This window comes from Streptomyces sp. NBC_00028, from assembly GCF_045041065.1.
In the GTDB taxonomy this organism is placed as follows: domain Bacteria; phylum Actinomycetota; class Actinomycetes; order Streptomycetales; family Streptomycetaceae; genus Streptomyces.
The window spans coordinates 1,910,045-1,924,767 of sequence record NZ_CP108293.1 but is presented as its reverse complement, the minus strand read 5'-3'; the positions used below and the strand labels follow the sequence as shown (position 1 = coordinate 1,924,767).

The window sequence follows — 14,723 nt, the reverse complement described above, 5'->3', positions numbered from 1 at the left end:
TCCCCTGTTCCGGCCTGCTTCCGAGGCTTCCTCGGTATGCGTCACCGTACGCGCGCATGTCGAATGATGAGACCCACGTTTTACTATGTGGACTGACGGGTGATCAGGACCCGGGCAGGGGGCGGTACACCGTGAGCGCCTCGGGCAGCTTCTCCAGCGTCACCTCGCCCGCCACCTCGGTGACCTCGCCGTCGTAGGCGAGGAGCGTGCCCGGGGCCACGCCCGCCAGGCGCAGTCGGCCCACCTGGACGGCCGCGTGGGCGGGGGAGCGGGTCAGCGGTCCGGCGAGGGCGGCGGCCAGCAGCCGGGTCGCGGGACGTCGGCCGCCGTGCACGACCCGGACGTCGAGCCGGCCGTCCGCGAGGTCGAGCCGGCGGCCCGGGGCCAGGCCCACCCGGTGATAGGTGCCGTTGCCGACGAACAGCAGCCACAGCGGGCGGGTCCGGCCGCGGAACTCGGCCTCCAGCGGATGTCCGTCGGTGCGCAGCACCCGCAGCGCCGCGAGCACCCCGGCCGGCCAGCCGCCGATCCGGCGCGACCAGCGGTCCCGCACCCGCACCAGCTCCGGATACACGCCCAGACTGCACGTGTTGAGGAAGATGCCCCGCTTCCCGCCGCAGTCGAATCGGCCCACGTCCACCCGGACCGCCTCGCCCTGCCGGACAGCCCGGCTCACCGCCCGGACGTCCTCCACGCCCAGGTCGTAGGCGAAGTGGTTCAGGGTGCCGCCGGGCAGCACCGCCAGGGGCACATCGTGGCGCAGGGCCACCTCGGCGGCGGCGTTCACCGTGCCGTCGCCGCCGCACACGCCGAGCACGCGCGCGTGGGTGGCCGCCTTCTCCAGCTCGGCCCGCATGTCCTCCGGTCGGCACTCGACCAGCTCGGCCCGCGGCAGCGCGTTCTGAAGGGCGCGCACCCGCTCCGAGGTGCCCGCGGCGCTGTTCGCCACGACCACCAGGCCCTCGCCCTCGGGCAGCGCCGGCACCTCGGCGCGCGGCCGGGGCGGTGTGCCGATCTGGGCGCGGGTCGGCACCATGCCCCGTACGGCGAACGCGGCACCCGCCCCCAGCAGGGCGCCGGCCAGCACATCGCTCGGGAAGTGCGCACCGGTGTAGACCCGGGACAGCGCCGCCGACCAGGCGATCGGCCCCACCGCCGCGCCCCAGGCCGGCGACTCCAGGGCGACGCCGGTGGCGAACGCGGCGGCCGAGGCGGAGTGCCCGGACGGGAACGACGTGGTGATGGGCTGCCGCTTCAGCTGCCGTACCAGCGGCACCGGGTCGAGGACGGGCCGCGGACGCCGTACCGACCGCTTGCCCAGGGTGTTGACGGTCAGCGAGGCCAGGGTCAGCGAGGCGAGACCGCGGGCGGCGGCCCGGCGGGCCCGAGGGGTGCGGCTCGCCGCCATCGCGGCGGCCGTCGCGAACCACAGCACACCGTGGTTCGCGCTCCGGCTCAGCCGCGGCAGCACCGGTTCGGCCAGCGGCCAGTTCCGCTCGGCGGCGAACTCGAAGAGCCGGCAGTCGAGGGCCAGCAGCGTGTCGCGCACGGGGTGCCGACCGGGCTTCGGGGCGGTGAGGTCCACGTCAGGCGTCATGCCGTGGCGGGTACCCTGAAGTGGCCGTTTCTTGTCCGGGGCGGTCACCACACCGGAGGCTCACCGCATGCGACTGCTCCTCGTCCGCCACGGCCAGACCCCGTCCAACGTCGACTTCCTGCTCGACACGGCGATCCCCGGGCCCGGACTGACCTCCCTCGGTGAACGGCAGGCGGCGGCCCTGCCCGAGGCGCTCGCCGACGAGGACATCGAGGCCCTCTACGCCTCCACGCTCGTCCGCACCCAGCTCACCGCCGCCCCGCTGGCCGCCGCCCGCGGCCTCGACGTCCTCGTCCGCGACGGCATCCGGGAGATCGCCGCCGGGGACCTGGAAATGCTGGACGGCCACTCGCGGGCCGGGCACACCTACATGGAGACGATCTTCGCCTGGTCGGCCGGAGACCTCGCGCGGCGCATGCCGGGCGGCGAGAGCGGCGCCGAGGCCCTCGCCCGGTACGACGCGGTGATCGCCGAGGCCGCCGGCAGCGGCGCCGCGACCGTCGCCCTGGTCAGCCACGGCGCCGCGATCCGCATGTGGACCTCGGCCCGCGCCGACAACGTGGACGTCGCCTTCGCCGCCGCCCGCCCCCTCGACAACACCGGCGTGGTCATCCTGGAGGGCTCTCCCTCCGACGGCTGGAAGGCCCTGACCTGGGCGGGCGCCGTCGTGGGCGGCACCGGCCCGGCCGACGAGGGCGGACCCGCGGGCAGGCCCCTCGACGAGGTCGAGTAGCCGGACGACGATCCGCGGCGAGGCCGGATAACGGTTTGCCCGGCGCGCGCCCCGACCCGCACAATGCGGCCTCATGGGACATCTGGAAGCCGCGCACCTCGAGTACTACCTCCCTGACGGGAGGGCGTTGCTCGGCGACGTGTCCTTCCGGGTGGGCGAAGGGGCCGCCATGGCCCTCGTCGGACCCAACGGCGCCGGCAAGACCACCCTGCTCCGCCTGATCTCCGGCGAGCTGAAGCCGCACGGCGGGACCGTCACCGTCACCGGCGGCCTCGGCGTGATGCGCCAGTTCGTGGGCTCCGTACGCGACGAGACGACCGTACGGGACCTGCTCGTGTCGGTGTCCTCGCCGCGGATCCGGGAAGTCGCGAAGGCCGTCGACCGGGCCGAGCACGCGATCATGACCGTCGACGACGAGGCCGCGCAGATGCAGTACGCGCAGGCCCTCTCCGACTGGGCCGAGGCGCACGGGTACGAGGCCGAGACGCTGTGGGACATGTGCACCACGGCCGCGCTCGGGGTGCCGTACGACAAGGCGCAGTTCCGGGAGGTGCGCACGCTCTCCGGCGGCGAGCAGAAGCGGCTCGTCCTGGAGGCGCTGTTCCGCGGCGCCGACGAGGTGCTCCTGCTCGACGAGCCGGACAACTACCTCGACGTGCCCGGCAAGCGCTGGCTGGAGGAGCGGCTGAAGGAGACCCGCAAGACGGTCCTGTTCGTCTCCCACGACCGGGAGCTGCTGTCCCGCGCGGCCGAGAAGATCGTGTCGGTCGAGCCGTCGCCCGCGGGCGCCGACGCCTGGGTGCACGGCGGCGGGTTCGCCACCTACCACGAAGCCCGGCGCGAACGCTTCGCCCGCTTCGAGGAGTTGCGCCGTCGCTGGGACGAGAAGCACGCCCAGCTGAAGAAGCTGGTGCTGAACCTCCGTCAGGCGGCCTCCATCAGCCATGAGTTGTCCTCCCGCTACCAGGCCGCCCAGACCAGGCTGCGCAAGTTCGAGGAGGCCGGGCCGCCGCCCGAGCCGCCGCGCGAGCAGGACATCAAGATGCGGATCAAGGGCGGCCGTACCGGCGTACGGGCCGTCACCTGCGCGGGACTCGAACTGACCGGGCTGATGAAACCCTTCGACCTGGAGGTCTTCTACGGCGAGCGGGTCGCCGTCCTCGGCTCCAACGGCTCCGGCAAGTCGCACTTCCTGCGGCTGCTGGCCGGCGAGACCGTGGCCCACACGGGCGCGTGGAAGCTCGGGGCGCGGGTCGTGCCCGGGCACTTCGCCCAGACGCACGCGCACCCCGAGCTGATGGGCCGCGCGCTCCTCGACATCCTGTGGGCCGAGCACTCCCAGGACCGGGGCGCGGCGATGTCGAGGCTGCGCCGCTACGAGCTCACCCAACAGGCCGAGCAGACGTTCGACCGCCTCTCCGGCGGCCAGCAGGCCCGCTTCCAGATCCTCCTGCTGGAGCTCCAGGGCGTCACGGCCCTGCTCCTTGACGAGCCCACGGACAACCTCGACCTGGAGTCCGCCGAGGCCCTCCAGGAGGGCCTGGAGGCCTTCGACGGCACGGTTCTCGCGGTCACCCACGACCGCTGGTTCGCCCGCTCCTTCGACCGCTACCTGGTCTTCGGCAGCGACGGCCGGGTCCGCGAGACGCCGGAGCCGGTGTGGGACGAGCGGCGGGTGGAGCGGGTGCGCTGACCCGCCGGCCCGGCGCCGTCACTTCCAGCGCAGCAGCGCGCCCAGGCCGCCGGGCAGCACCCCGTCGCCCGGCTCGGTGAGTGCGCGCGCCGTGGCGTCGGTCGTGGCCGCCGCCCGGATCAGGGCGTCGTCCGCGCGGGCCGCCCACGAGTTCTGCTCGCCGAGGATCTTCAGCTCGGTACGGCGCACGGCCAGCTGGTCGGCGTCCTCGCCGACCCAGACGTCGCGGTGCAGATCGGGGCCGTCCGGGCGGACCAGGAGCTCCGCCATCCGGTGCTCACGGGCCGCCTCCACCAGCTCGGGAAGGCTCTCCACGGCCCGGACGCGGCCCTCCTCGTCCGGGGTGCGGGCCCCGAGGAAGCGCTCCAGCACCGCGTCGGTGCGCCGCCGCACATGATCGGTCCTGACCTGCTCGACGTCGTCGTCCAGGAGCCGGCTGCCGCTGCCGTGCTCGGTCTGCGCCACGAGGTCCTTGATCCGCTGCGGCAGCCGCTCGTGCACCTCACGCCGCTCGCGCGGATCACCGACGAGGACCAGCAGGTCGGCGCCGGTCTCTTCCTGGCAGACGGTGAGCGCGTCGGCGATCTCCGCGGCGTTGTGCTCCCAGGTGTTCTCCACCTTCAGCTGGAAGTGCCGCTCCGACCAGTCGGCGCTGCTCGTGCGGTGCACCGGCCACTGCCGGCCCGCCACGGCGCCGGCCGGCCGCCGCTCCAGCGCGCTGCGCAGCTCGAAGTCGGCGCCCCTGCGATTGACGTAGGCGACGACACACACCGGGTTCTCCCCGGCCAGGTCGAGCAGCGGTGTCGTACGCGGCAGCGGCGCCCAGTGGGCCAGGCTGCCGCCCGGTGGGGTGTGGGCCAGTACGGGATCCAGGACCACTGCGCCCGCCCGGGCGAAGAGGGCCCTGCCGTACCGGTCGGGGGAGTGGCGCAGATCCTCGATCGCGCTCTCCACCGCCCGGCAGGTGGCGTCGTCCGCGCCCTGCCCGGCCAGCTCGCGGGCCATCGCGGCGGCCGTCAGATGCAGCGCGTGGGCGGTGTCCTCCGCGTGCCGGGACGTGTCGACGTATACGGAGGCCCAGGGGCCCGGATGTTCGTAGAGTGGGTGCAGATAGGCGAGATCCATGGTTCTCTCCCGGATTCCGCTCGGAAGCAGTGCTCAGTAGTGCTCACCGAGCGGGTACCCGAACCCCATGAACGAACACGAAGAGTGGGACACCGCCATGACCGGAGTCGACCCCAGCCGCCTGGACGACCAGCAGCTCATGAAGGAGCTGGAGACCATTCACCGCACGCGCCACGACACCCTGCTGTACGGCTCCAGCGACGCGCTGCGCGCCCACAACGGCAGGATGGCCGAGCTGGAGGGCGAGTACCTGCGCCGCAACCCCCAGCGCCCGGTCGCCGCGGGCCGCACCCGGGCGGGCGCCCGGGAGCGGTGACACGGGCCCCGGAGAAGCCCCGCGTCTGATGTGCCCACGGCCACGAGCCCGCACGGCTTCTAGTGGCGGGCCGGTGGCCGGTCCCAGTGGCGGTGGGCGGCGACGGCGGTGACGAAGGCCCGCACGAACTCCTCGCTCGCCGGGCCGGGGGAGGTGTCCGTGACGACACCGTGGTCGGCGACCACCTGGTGGAACTCGGTCGACAGCTGTACGCCCTCCGGCTCCAGGGCCGTCACCACCCCGACGCCCGAGCCGAGCGCGCCCACCGGCTTGCCGTGCCGGTAGGCGTCCCGTACGAAGCGCATCGCGTCCGGGTCCGAGACGGTCGGCGGGGTGCCCACCGGACCGCCGGGCAGCAGCACCGCGTCGTAGAGCACGGAGGCGACGGTCGGCAGCGCGCGGTCGACCTCGCAGCTCTCCCCGTCGGCACCGGTGACCTTGCCGTCCTGTGGGGCCAGTGCCTCGACGATCGCCCCCTCGGCGGTCAGCGCCTCCTTCACGGACGTCACCTGTTCGCCGTCCACGCCGTCGGCCACGAGGATCGCGATCTGCCGGGTGCGGATCGAGCCGTCGCCGCGCAGCGACTCCAGACTCAGGGCGGGCGAGAGCGCCTTGTGCGGGCCCGCCTCGGCGGGGGCCGGCTCCGGCACTCCGATGCCCTGGGCCACCGCCGCCGCCAACTCGCTGTCGACATGGGCCAGTTGCTCGACCGTACGGACCCGTACGCTCATCGCGTCGACCTTGCCGAGCTCGAAGCGGAAGGCGTCCACGATGTGCTGCCGCTCCCAGGGCGCCATGCTGTGCCAGAACAGCGCGGGCTGGCTGTAGTGGTCCTGGAAACTCGGGCTGCGGCGGCGGATCTTGGCACCGTCGACGCGCTCCGCGTAGTGCGTGTACGCGTGACCGTCGACGCCCGCGTGCGCCGGGCAGCCGCCGCCGAGGGAGTTCGGGAAGTAGTTCGTCCCGCTGTGGATCCTGCTCTGCCCGTACCCGTCCCGCTGGTTCGTCCGCACGGGGGCCACCGGCCGGTTCACCGGCAGCTGTGCGAAGTTGGGACCCCCCAGCCGGATCAACTGGGTGTCCAGATAGGAGAAGTTGCGCGCCTGGAGCAGCGGATCGTTGGTGAAGTCGATACCCGGGACCACGTTCGCCGTGTGGAAGGCCACCTGCTCGGTCTCGGCGAAGAAATTCTCCGGATTGCGGTCCAGCACCATCCGGCCGATCGGCCGCACCGGCACCTGCTCCTCGGGAATCAGCTTCGTGGCGTCCAGCAGATCGAAGTCGAAGGCGAACTCGTCGTCCTCCGACACCAGTTGGACGCCCAGCTCCCACTCCGGGTACTCGCCCGCCTCGATCGCGTCCCACAGGTCACCCCGGTTGAAGTCCGGGTTGCGGCCCTGGCACTCCTGCGCCTCGTCCCACACCAGCGAGTGCGCGCCGAGCTTCGGCGTCCAGTGGAACTTCACGAACGTGCCGCGCCCCTCCGCGTTCACGAACCGGAAGGTGTGCACACCGAACCCCTGCATCATGCGGTAGCTGCGCGGGATCGCCCGGTCCGACATCAGCCACATGATCGCGTGCAGCGTCTCCGGCTGGAGGGAGACGAAGTCCCACAGGGTGTCGTGCGCGGACGCGCCCGTGGGGATGTCGTTGTGCGGCTCGGGCTTCACCGCGTGCACGAAGTCGGGGAACTTGATGCCGTCCTGGATGAAGAAGACCGGGAAGTTGTTGCCGACCAGGTCGTAATTGCCCTCGGACGTATAGAACTTGGTGGCGAAGCCGCGCACGTCCCGCACGGTGTCCGCGGAGCCCTTCGGGCCCTGCACGGTCGAGAACCGCACGAAGACGGGGGTGCGCACGGCCGGGTCCTGGAGGAAGGCCGCGCGGGTGAACTCCGCACAGGACTCGTACGGTTCGAAGTACCCGTACGCGCCCGCGCCCCGCGCGTGCACCACCCGCTCCGGGATCCGCTCGTGGTCGAAGCGGGTCAGCTTCTCCCGGAAGTGGAAGTCCTCCATCAGCGTCGGGCCGCGCTCCCCGGCGGCGAGCGAGTCGTCGGTGTGGTCGACCGCCACGCCCTGGTCGGTGGTGAGCGGTCCGGCGCTCGGGTCGTCCGCCCGGAAGCTGTCGCGCTGCTGCTGCTTGCGGTCCGTCATCGGCCCGCCTCCCTCGTGAAGACGTCCAGGAAGGTCTCGCAGAACGCCTTCAGGTCGTCCGGCTTACGGCTGGTGACCAGCTTGTTCGGGCCGTGGTCGCAGACCTTGACCTGCTCGTCGACCCAACTGCCGCCCGCGTTCTGGATGTCGGTGCGCAGACTCGGCCAGGAGGTCAGCACCCGGCCGCGGACCACGTCCGCCTCGACCAGGGTCCACGGAGCGTGGCAGATCGCCGCGACCGGCCGGCCCTGGTCGAAGAAGGCCCGTACGAAGGCGACCGCCTTCTCGTCGGTCCGCAGGAAGTCCGGGTTGGCGACCCCGCCCGGCAGCACCAGGCCGTCGAAGGAGTCGGCGGACGTCTCGCCCACGACCTCCTGCACGGGGAAGGTGTCCGCCTTGTCGAGGTGGTCGAACGCCTGGATCTTTCCAGGCTCGGTCGACACCAGCACGGGTTCGTGTCCCGCGTCCACGGCGGCCTTCCACGGGTCGGTGAGCTCGATCTGCTCGACGCCCTCGGGGGCGGTCAGGAATGCGATGCGCATGATGTCTCGACCTCCTTCTTGCTTGTCTTCGCCGCGCGCCCGCAGCGCAGCAGCTCCTCGGCGTACGGCAACAGCACACAGGCGCCGATCGCGGCCGTGATGCCCGCGAGGTAGCCGCGGGACAGTTGCGGCCGGCGCGGCACCAGCCGCCAGGCGTCCGGATCACCCCGCCCGCCGCGCAGCAGGGACCTCACCTGGTCGGAGTGCAGACACATCAGGGAGGCCAGCGCACCGAACGGCAGCGACTCCAGGAAGCTGTGGATGTGCTGTTCGATCGGCTTGACCTCGCGTCCGCTGTGCACGGCCGTCCGGACGTCCCACAGCGCCGTCGCCTCGTGCACCGCGGCGCCGCCCAACTGGACCGCGAGCAGCGCCGGGTTGACCCGGTAGCGCAGGGTGGCCGCGATCGGGATGCCGATCTCGGCCATCATCAGCGAGTGGATCACCGACTCCTTGATGCCGGCGGTGTCCTCGATGCGGGTGCGGCGGTGCATGACCCAGTCGGCGAGACCCGGCACGAACCAGCTGGGCAGCAGGCCGTACAGCAGATAGCGGGTGGTGGCCTCGCCGACGTCCACGGTGGTGCCGGAGGCGCTGATCCGGGCGGCCTGGTCGCGGCTCATACGCCGCCCCGGCCGTAGCTGCCCGGACTGCTGTCGGGCTCGGCGCGGCTGATGCCGGCCAGCACCGAATCGGGGTCCTGTGCCTCGGCCAGATCGCCCAGGCTCACCATGCCGACCGGCAGCCCGTCCTCGACGACCGGCAGCCGGCGCACCGCATGCGCCCGCATCAGCGCCGCGGCGGCCGCGACCGGGTCGTCCGGGGCCACCAGCACCGGATGCGCACTGCACACGGAGCCGGCGCTCGTGGTCAGCGGATCGGCGCCCTCGGCGACCGCCCGCACGGTGATGTCACGGTCGGTGAGCATCCCGACGACCTCCTGGCCGTCGGCCACCACCACGTCGCCGATGTCCTGCGCCCGCATCAGCTGCGCCGCCTCCACGAGCGAGGCGTCGGGGCGCACCGCGACCACGCCCGGCGTCATGACCTCACGTACCAGCTCGGCCATGGCTACTCCCGCTCTCCCACCAGCGCCTCGGCCAGTTCCTGGACGGTTCCGTAGCGCCGCTCGGGCGGGAGCTGTTCCACCGCCTCGACCAGGGTGTCCGGCGCGTAGGCGCGGCGCAGGGTGCCGGCCAGATGGCGCGGGGGCGCGGGGAACGCGCTGCGGGTCAGATGCCGGGCCAGCTCGTGCCGGACCGTGCCCAGGGACGCCCCGGAGCCGCCCGGCGTCACCGGGCCGCCCGCGAGCCGGGGATCGTCGTCGGCGGTCGGCTCGGGGTCGTGCCACTCCTCGGCGCGGGTCGGGTGTCCGGACCGGAGCAGTCCCTGGAGCTCGTGTTTCATCTCGTCGTCGCGGTGGCGGCTCAGCCGGTCGCTGCCTCGCTGCATGGCTCTCTCTCCAGATCCTCGGGGTGGGCACGGCACCGCGTACCCGAGCACGAGCCACCGACACGGGGGTTTGCCGTCCGGATGTGGGGAGACCCGGCGCACGCCCCCCACGCGATCCCGGGGAGGGAACCGCCATGGCGATGCTCGCTGTGCTCATCCCGCTCCTCATGCTCGGCGTGGTGCTGGCACTGGGCCGCTATGAGGAGCTGCTGCTGCCCGAGAAGCGGAACGAGGTGACGGAGCTGGTACCGCTCACCGAGCCACGGAAGAGCTGAACTCCGCCGGTTCACATCGGTCCAGGGGACTGACACGGTCAAGGTGTGCCTGTAGATTGCGGGCGTCAAGAATCTGCGCACCATTGGTGGTTCGACCGTCCGAGTCTCCAGGGGGACCCATGCAACGGCGGCGCACACTCGGACTTGTCACCGCGGCGATGGTCGTCGTCGGCGCCGCCGGCTGCGGTTCCTCCGACTCGGGCAGCGGCGGGGCCCCGGCGGCGAGCGGGGGCAAGGCGACGCAGGTGACGGTGGGCATCATCCCGATCATCGACGTGGCGCCCCTGTATCTCGGGCAGAAGAAGGGGTTCTTCGCCGACCGCGGCATCGAGCTGAAGATGGTGACCGCCCAGGGCGGCGCCGCGATCATCCCCGGTGTGGTGAGCGGACAGTTCCAGTTCGGGTTCAGCAACACCACGTCGCTGATGATCGCCCAGACCAAGGGCGTCCCCATCAAGTCCGTGGTCAACGGCGCCGCCTCCAACGGCAAGGTGGGCGCCGACGTCACGGGTGTCCTCGTCAAGAAGGACAGCCCCGTCAAGTCGGCGAAGGACCTGGCCGGACACACCGTGGCGGTCAACACCCTTCAGAACATCGGGAGTACGACAGTCAGGGAGTCCGTGCGCAAGGCGGGCGGCGACCCCGACAAGGTCAAGTTCGTCGAGATCCCCTTCGACCAGATGCCCGCCGCCCTCGACGGCGGACGCGTCGACGCCGCCTGGATGGGCGACCCGGCGAAATCCCTCGCCGAACAGCAGGGCGCGCGGATCGTGGCGTCCCCGTTCGCCGAGACCGACCCCGAACTGACCGTGGCGACGTACTTCACCTCCACCCAGATCGCCCAGCGCAACCCCGAGTTGGTGAAGAAGTTCACCGAGGCGATGACCGAGTCGCTGACCTACGCCTCCCAACACCCGGACGAGGCACGGCAGATCCTCACGGCCTACACCAAGATCGGCACGGATCTGCTGGACACGCTCACCCTGCCCGCCTGGCCCGCCGAGGTCGACACGGCCTCCCTGGAGAAGCTGGCCTCCCTCGGCGAACAGGACGGCCTCTTCGGCGACAAGAAGCCGGACATCCAGGCGCTGTTCAAGTAGCCCGGAGAACCCGGCGGGCGCTCACTTCCTGTCCCGCCCCGGCAGGAACTCCTGGACCTTCGCCTTCAGTCCCTGCTTGATCATCGAGCCGCGGTCCGCGTCGCCCTTGAGGATCGACGCGGCCGTGGCCTCCATCTGGTCCCAGGTGGCGTGCGGCGGAATCGGCGGTACGGCCGGGTCGGTGAGGAACTCGATGACCGCGGGCCCGTCCGCCTCAAGACCGGCGCGCCAGCCCGCCTCGACGTCCTCGGGCTTCTCCACCCGGATGCCGGTCAGACCGAGCGAACGGGCGAACGCGGCGTACTGGACGTCCGGGAGCTCCTGCGAGGGCAGGAAGGACGGGGCGCCCTCCATGGCCCGCATCTCCCATGTCACCTGGTTGAGGTCGTGGTTGTTCCACACCGCGACCACCAGCCGCGGGTCCTCCCACAGATCCTTGTACTTCGCCGCCGTGATCAGCTCCGCCATCCCGTTCATCTGCATCGCCCCGTCCCCGACCAGCGCGATCGCCGGCCGGTCCGGATGCGCGAACTTCGCACCGATCGCGTACGGCACTCCGCAGCCCATCGTCGCCAGCGTGCCGGACAGCGATCCGCGCATGCCGGGCCGCATCGTCAGATGGCGGGCGTACCAGTTGGCCGCCGAGCCCGAGTCGGAGGACACGATCGCGTTCGCGGGCAGCAGCGGGTCCAGGGCGGCGGCCACGTACTCCGGGTTGATCGGGTCGGCCGACTGCTCCGCCCGCCGCCCCATCACCTCGCGCCAGCGCCGCACGTTGTCGCACACCGTGTCGTGCCACTCACGTCCACGGTTCCCGTCGATCATCGGGATCAGCCGCTCCAGCGTCGCCTTCGCGTCGCCGACGAGATTCACCTCGTACGGATAGCGCATCCCGACCATGTGCGGGTCGATGTCGATCTGGACCCCGCGCGCCTTGCCGAACTCCGGCATGAACTGCGTGTAGGGGAAAGACGATCCGATGGTCAGCAGGGTGTCGCAGTCCCGCATCAGCTCGTACGACGGGCGCGTCCCCAGCAGACCGATCGAGCCGGTGACATACGGGAGTTCGTCGCTCAGCGCGTCCTTGCCGAGGAGCGCCTTGGCGACGCCCGCGCCGAGCAGCTCGGCGATCCGCTCCACCTCCGCGCGCGCCCCCGCCGCGCCCTGACCCACCAGAAGGGCCACCTTGTCACCGGAGTTGAGGATCTCGGCGGCCCGGTTCAGGGACTCCTCGGACGGCACCGACGTCCACGAACTGAGGTCCAGGCTCGACGGCACCATCTTGAACTCGTGCGTGGGCGGCGAGTAGTCGAGCTCCTGCACATCTCCCGGCACGATGATCGCCGTGGGGGCGCGGCGGGCGTACGCGGTGCGCAGCGCCCGGTCAAGGACGTTCGGCAACTGCTCGGGGACCGTCACCGTCTCCACGAAGTCCGAGGCGACGTCCTTGAACAGGGTGTGCAGGTCGACCTCCTGCTGGTACGAGCCGCCCATCGCGGTGCGGTGCGTCTGGCCGACGATCGCCAGCACCGGCACATGGTCCAGCTTGGCGTCGTACAGACCGTTGAGGAGATGGATCGCGCCGGGCCCGGACGTCGCCGCGCACACACCGACGCGGCCGCTGAACTTGGCGTAACCGACCGCCTCGAACGCCGACATCTCCTCGTGCCGCGACTGCACGAACCGCGGCTGGTTCTCGGCCCGGCCCCACGCGGCGAGCAGACCGTTGATGCCGTCGCCGGGATAGCCGAACACCTGCTCCACACCCCATTCACGCAGGCGCTGCAGGATGTGATCGGAGACCTTGGTGCTCATGGAGAAACCTCCCGGACGTCGGAAATGCACAGGCAGCGCCTTCCGAGTCACCCCGTGGGCCCCGGGAAAACCTGTGCTCGGGTTTGCGGGCGGGGGCCGGGGGCAGGCGCACTGTCAGTGCTTCGGACAGGAGGCACGTCCGTGGGAGCGGCCCTCGCGCCGCCACGGCTGTGCCTGTCCGGGCCGGCCTCCCACGGTGACCGTGCAACCCAGCGCACCACCAAGGGAGTTGCGACGCATCATGTCCACGCGTACGAGCGCGAAGCACCACCCGCACGACGACGCCCCCGACACCGCGGCCGCCTTCCGCCGACTGGCCGAGCTGCCCGAGGGGCCCGAGCGCGACACCCTGCGCGGAGAGATCATCGAGGCCTGGCTGCCCATGGCCGACCGGCTCGCGGGACGGTTCCGCAGCCGCGGCGAGAGCCTCGACGACCTGCGCCAGGTGGCGGCCCTCGGCCTGGTCAAGGCCGTCGACCGCTACGACCCCGAGCTCGGCAACGCCTTCGAGAGCTACGCCGTGCCCACCATCACCGGCGAGATCAAGCGGCACTTCCGCGACCACATGTGGACGCTGCACGTGCCGCGCCGGGTGCAGGACCTGCGCAACCGGGTGCGGTTCGCGAGCCAGGACCTCTCCCAGACCATCCCCGGCCGCCGCCCCACCGTCGCGGAGATCGCCGAGCACGCCCGGATGAGCGAGGAGGACGTGCTGGTCGGCCTGGAGGCACTGGAGAGCTTCACCGCGCTGTCGCTGGACGCGGAGCTGCCCGGCAGCGAGGACGGGTACTCCCTGAGCGACGCGCTGGGGTCCCCGGACCCGGCGCTGGACACGGTGGTCGACCGGGAGTCGGTCGCACCCCGGCTCGCCGCGCTGCCCGAGCGGGAGCGGGCGATCTTGTACATGCGGTTCTTCGGGGACATGACGCAGAGTCGGATCGCCGAGCAGCTCGGGATCTCGCAGATGCATGTGTCGCGGCTGATCAGCCGGTGTTGCGGGAAGGTGCGGGAGCAGGTGCTGAGGGACGCCGCCTGAGGGTGGGGGGCGCGGGTTCGCCCCTGAGGGCGTTTCACCCGCTCGGCGTCAAACTGTCCTGCGAATGGGGCCTCGGCGCGCGCGTCCTTCGCGGGTGCGGGCTGTGATGGGTCTAGTGACCTGTCCGCGGTCTAAGGAGCTCCGTTCATGCGCCGCACCGCCCGTGCCCTGTCCGTCGTCGTTCTGGCGGGCGCCGCCTTCGGCGGTGTCGTGCCGGTCGCCTTCGCGGACCCCGCGGCCGAGGTCAGTCCAGGCAGCGCGGAACCTGGTGGCAGTGTCACCGTGTCCGTCTCCTGTGATCCGGGCGGCGCCGACGCGGCCGCCACCATCGAGGCCACCTCGCAGGCCTTCGACGAGGGGACCGTGCTGTTGCAGCGGGTGCCCGGCAACGACGGCGCCGCGGCGGGGCCCGCCTATCGGGGGACCGCGCGGGTCGCGTCCGCGGGGGACTACGAGGACGACTCGGCATGGACCGTGGACGGGACGTGTCCGGGGGCGGCCGGGGCGCAGGGCAAGCCGTGGAGCGCGACGTTCGACGTGACCGGCGGCAGCGGCAGCAGCAGCGGTGGCGATGGCCGGCAGAGCTGCACCGAACCCCGCGTCGAGCCCCGCGTCGAACCGTGCCCCAGCACCAGCGCGCCGGTCCAGCGAGGCGTGCACGCCGGGACCGGCGGGGCCTTCACCGACTCCGTACCGGCGCTGGTCGCGGGCGGTGTGCTCATCGCGGGCGCGCTCGGCGGCGCCGTGTACCGGGTGCGGCGCCGATCGCCCCGCGCGCAAGGCTGACGCGGCCCGGCCCGCCGCCGTGTGACCGGCGCAACGCGAGCGGCCCCCTATCGGCACCCGCCACCCTGGGTACGCAGAGCGTGGGGCGCACGCCCCC

At 72.0% G+C, this 14,723-nt stretch carries 15 protein-coding genes; 7 read left to right on the top strand and 8 right to left on the bottom strand.

What is annotated here, in order from left to right:
* Positions 1-103 precede the first annotated feature (103 nt).
* Positions 104-1,597 (bottom strand): bifunctional phosphatase PAP2/diacylglycerol kinase family protein, encoded by a 1,494-nt coding sequence (locus OG885_RS08425; protein ID WP_405728423.1) that lies wholly within the window; start codon positions 1,595-1,597, stop codon positions 104-106.
* A 67-nt stretch (positions 1,598-1,664) separates the two neighbouring features.
* Between OG885_RS08425 and OG885_RS08420 the strand changes: the two genes are divergently transcribed.
* Both OG885_RS08420 and OG885_RS08415 read left to right on the top strand, forming a co-directional pair.
* Entirely contained in the window at positions 1,665-2,330 is a 666-nt protein-coding gene (locus OG885_RS08420) for a histidine phosphatase family protein (RefSeq protein ID WP_405728420.1), read from the top strand.
* Positions 2,331-2,403: 73 nt separating this feature from the next.
* On the top strand, positions 2,404-4,023 hold the full coding sequence (locus OG885_RS08415) for an ABC-F family ATP-binding cassette domain-containing protein (RefSeq protein ID WP_405728417.1): 1,620 nt from the start codon (positions 2,404-2,406) through the stop codon (positions 4,021-4,023).
* A gap of 18 nt (positions 4,024-4,041) precedes the next feature.
* Here OG885_RS08415 and OG885_RS08410 read toward each other — a convergent pair whose 3' ends face one another.
* On the bottom strand, positions 4,042-5,148 hold the full coding sequence (locus OG885_RS08410; RefSeq protein ID WP_405728414.1) for a Vms1/Ankzf1 family peptidyl-tRNA hydrolase: 1,107 nt from the start codon (positions 5,146-5,148) through the stop codon (positions 4,042-4,044).
* Between the two features lie 67 nt (positions 5,149-5,215).
* Here OG885_RS08410 and OG885_RS08405 point away from each other — a divergent pair, with 67 nt between their 5' ends.
* Positions 5,216-5,464: a DUF6158 family protein gene (locus OG885_RS08405; protein WP_405728411.1), complete on the top strand. Its 249-nt coding sequence runs from the start codon at positions 5,216-5,218 to the stop codon at positions 5,462-5,464.
* Between the two features lie 59 nt (positions 5,465-5,523).
* Here the strand turns inward: OG885_RS08405 and OG885_RS08400 are convergent, their stop codons facing one another.
* The 5 genes from OG885_RS08400 to OG885_RS08380 are packed head-to-tail and all read right to left on the bottom strand — an operon-like array spanning position 5,524 to position 9,614.
* Positions 5,524-7,620, bottom strand: coding sequence for a catalase (locus tag OG885_RS08400; RefSeq protein ID WP_405728408.1), 2,097 nt, complete (start codon positions 7,618-7,620; stop codon positions 5,524-5,526).
* The gene (locus OG885_RS08395) at positions 7,617-8,162 is read right to left on the bottom strand and encodes a type 1 glutamine amidotransferase domain-containing protein (RefSeq protein ID WP_405728405.1); all 546 of its coding nucleotides are present in this window, start codon (positions 8,160-8,162) and stop codon (positions 7,617-7,619) included. Before OG885_RS08395 ends, OG885_RS08400 begins: the two co-directional genes overlap by 4 nt.
* Positions 8,144-8,785 carry a diguanylate cyclase gene (locus OG885_RS08390; RefSeq protein WP_405728402.1) on the bottom strand — a complete coding sequence of 214 codons (642 nt, stop codon included), beginning with the start codon at positions 8,783-8,785 and terminating at the stop codon, positions 8,144-8,146. Before OG885_RS08390 ends, OG885_RS08395 begins: the two co-directional genes overlap by 19 nt.
* Entirely contained in the window at positions 8,782-9,231 is a 450-nt protein-coding gene (locus tag OG885_RS08385; RefSeq protein ID WP_405728399.1) for a CBS domain-containing protein, read from the bottom strand. Before OG885_RS08385 ends, OG885_RS08390 begins: the two co-directional genes overlap by 4 nt.
* 2 nt (positions 9,232-9,233) lie before the next feature.
* The gene (locus OG885_RS08380; RefSeq protein ID WP_399951753.1) at positions 9,234-9,614 is read right to left on the bottom strand and encodes a DUF2795 domain-containing protein; all 381 of its coding nucleotides are present in this window, start codon (positions 9,612-9,614) and stop codon (positions 9,234-9,236) included.
* A 134-nt stretch (positions 9,615-9,748) separates the two neighbouring features.
* Between OG885_RS08380 and OG885_RS08375 the strand changes: the two genes are divergently transcribed.
* Complete coding sequence (locus OG885_RS08375) at positions 9,749-9,889, top strand: hypothetical protein (protein ID WP_405728396.1); 141 nt, start codon at positions 9,749-9,751, stop codon at positions 9,887-9,889.
* A gap of 119 nt (positions 9,890-10,008) precedes the next feature.
* A complete protein-coding gene (locus tag OG885_RS08370; protein WP_405728393.1) occupies positions 10,009-10,989 on the top strand; it encodes an ABC transporter substrate-binding protein in 981 nt (326 codons plus the stop codon).
* Positions 10,990-11,010: 21 nt separating this feature from the next.
* Here OG885_RS08370 and OG885_RS08365 read toward each other — a convergent pair whose 3' ends face one another.
* Positions 11,011-12,804 carry a thiamine pyrophosphate-requiring protein gene (locus OG885_RS08365; protein WP_405728390.1) on the bottom strand — a complete coding sequence of 598 codons (1,794 nt, stop codon included), beginning with the start codon at positions 12,802-12,804 and terminating at the stop codon, positions 11,011-11,013.
* A gap of 241 nt (positions 12,805-13,045) precedes the next feature.
* On the opposite strand from OG885_RS08365, the gene OG885_RS08360 reads away from it, so the two are divergent.
* Together OG885_RS08360 and OG885_RS08355 are read left to right on the top strand one after the other, a co-directional pair.
* On the top strand, positions 13,046-13,840 hold the full coding sequence (locus OG885_RS08360; RefSeq protein WP_405728387.1) for an RNA polymerase sigma factor SigF: 795 nt from the start codon (positions 13,046-13,048) through the stop codon (positions 13,838-13,840).
* A gap of 147 nt (positions 13,841-13,987) precedes the next feature.
* Complete coding sequence (locus OG885_RS08355; protein WP_405728384.1) at positions 13,988-14,626, top strand: hypothetical protein; 639 nt, start codon at positions 13,988-13,990, stop codon at positions 14,624-14,626.
* The last annotated feature ends 97 nt before the right edge of the window (positions 14,627-14,723 follow it).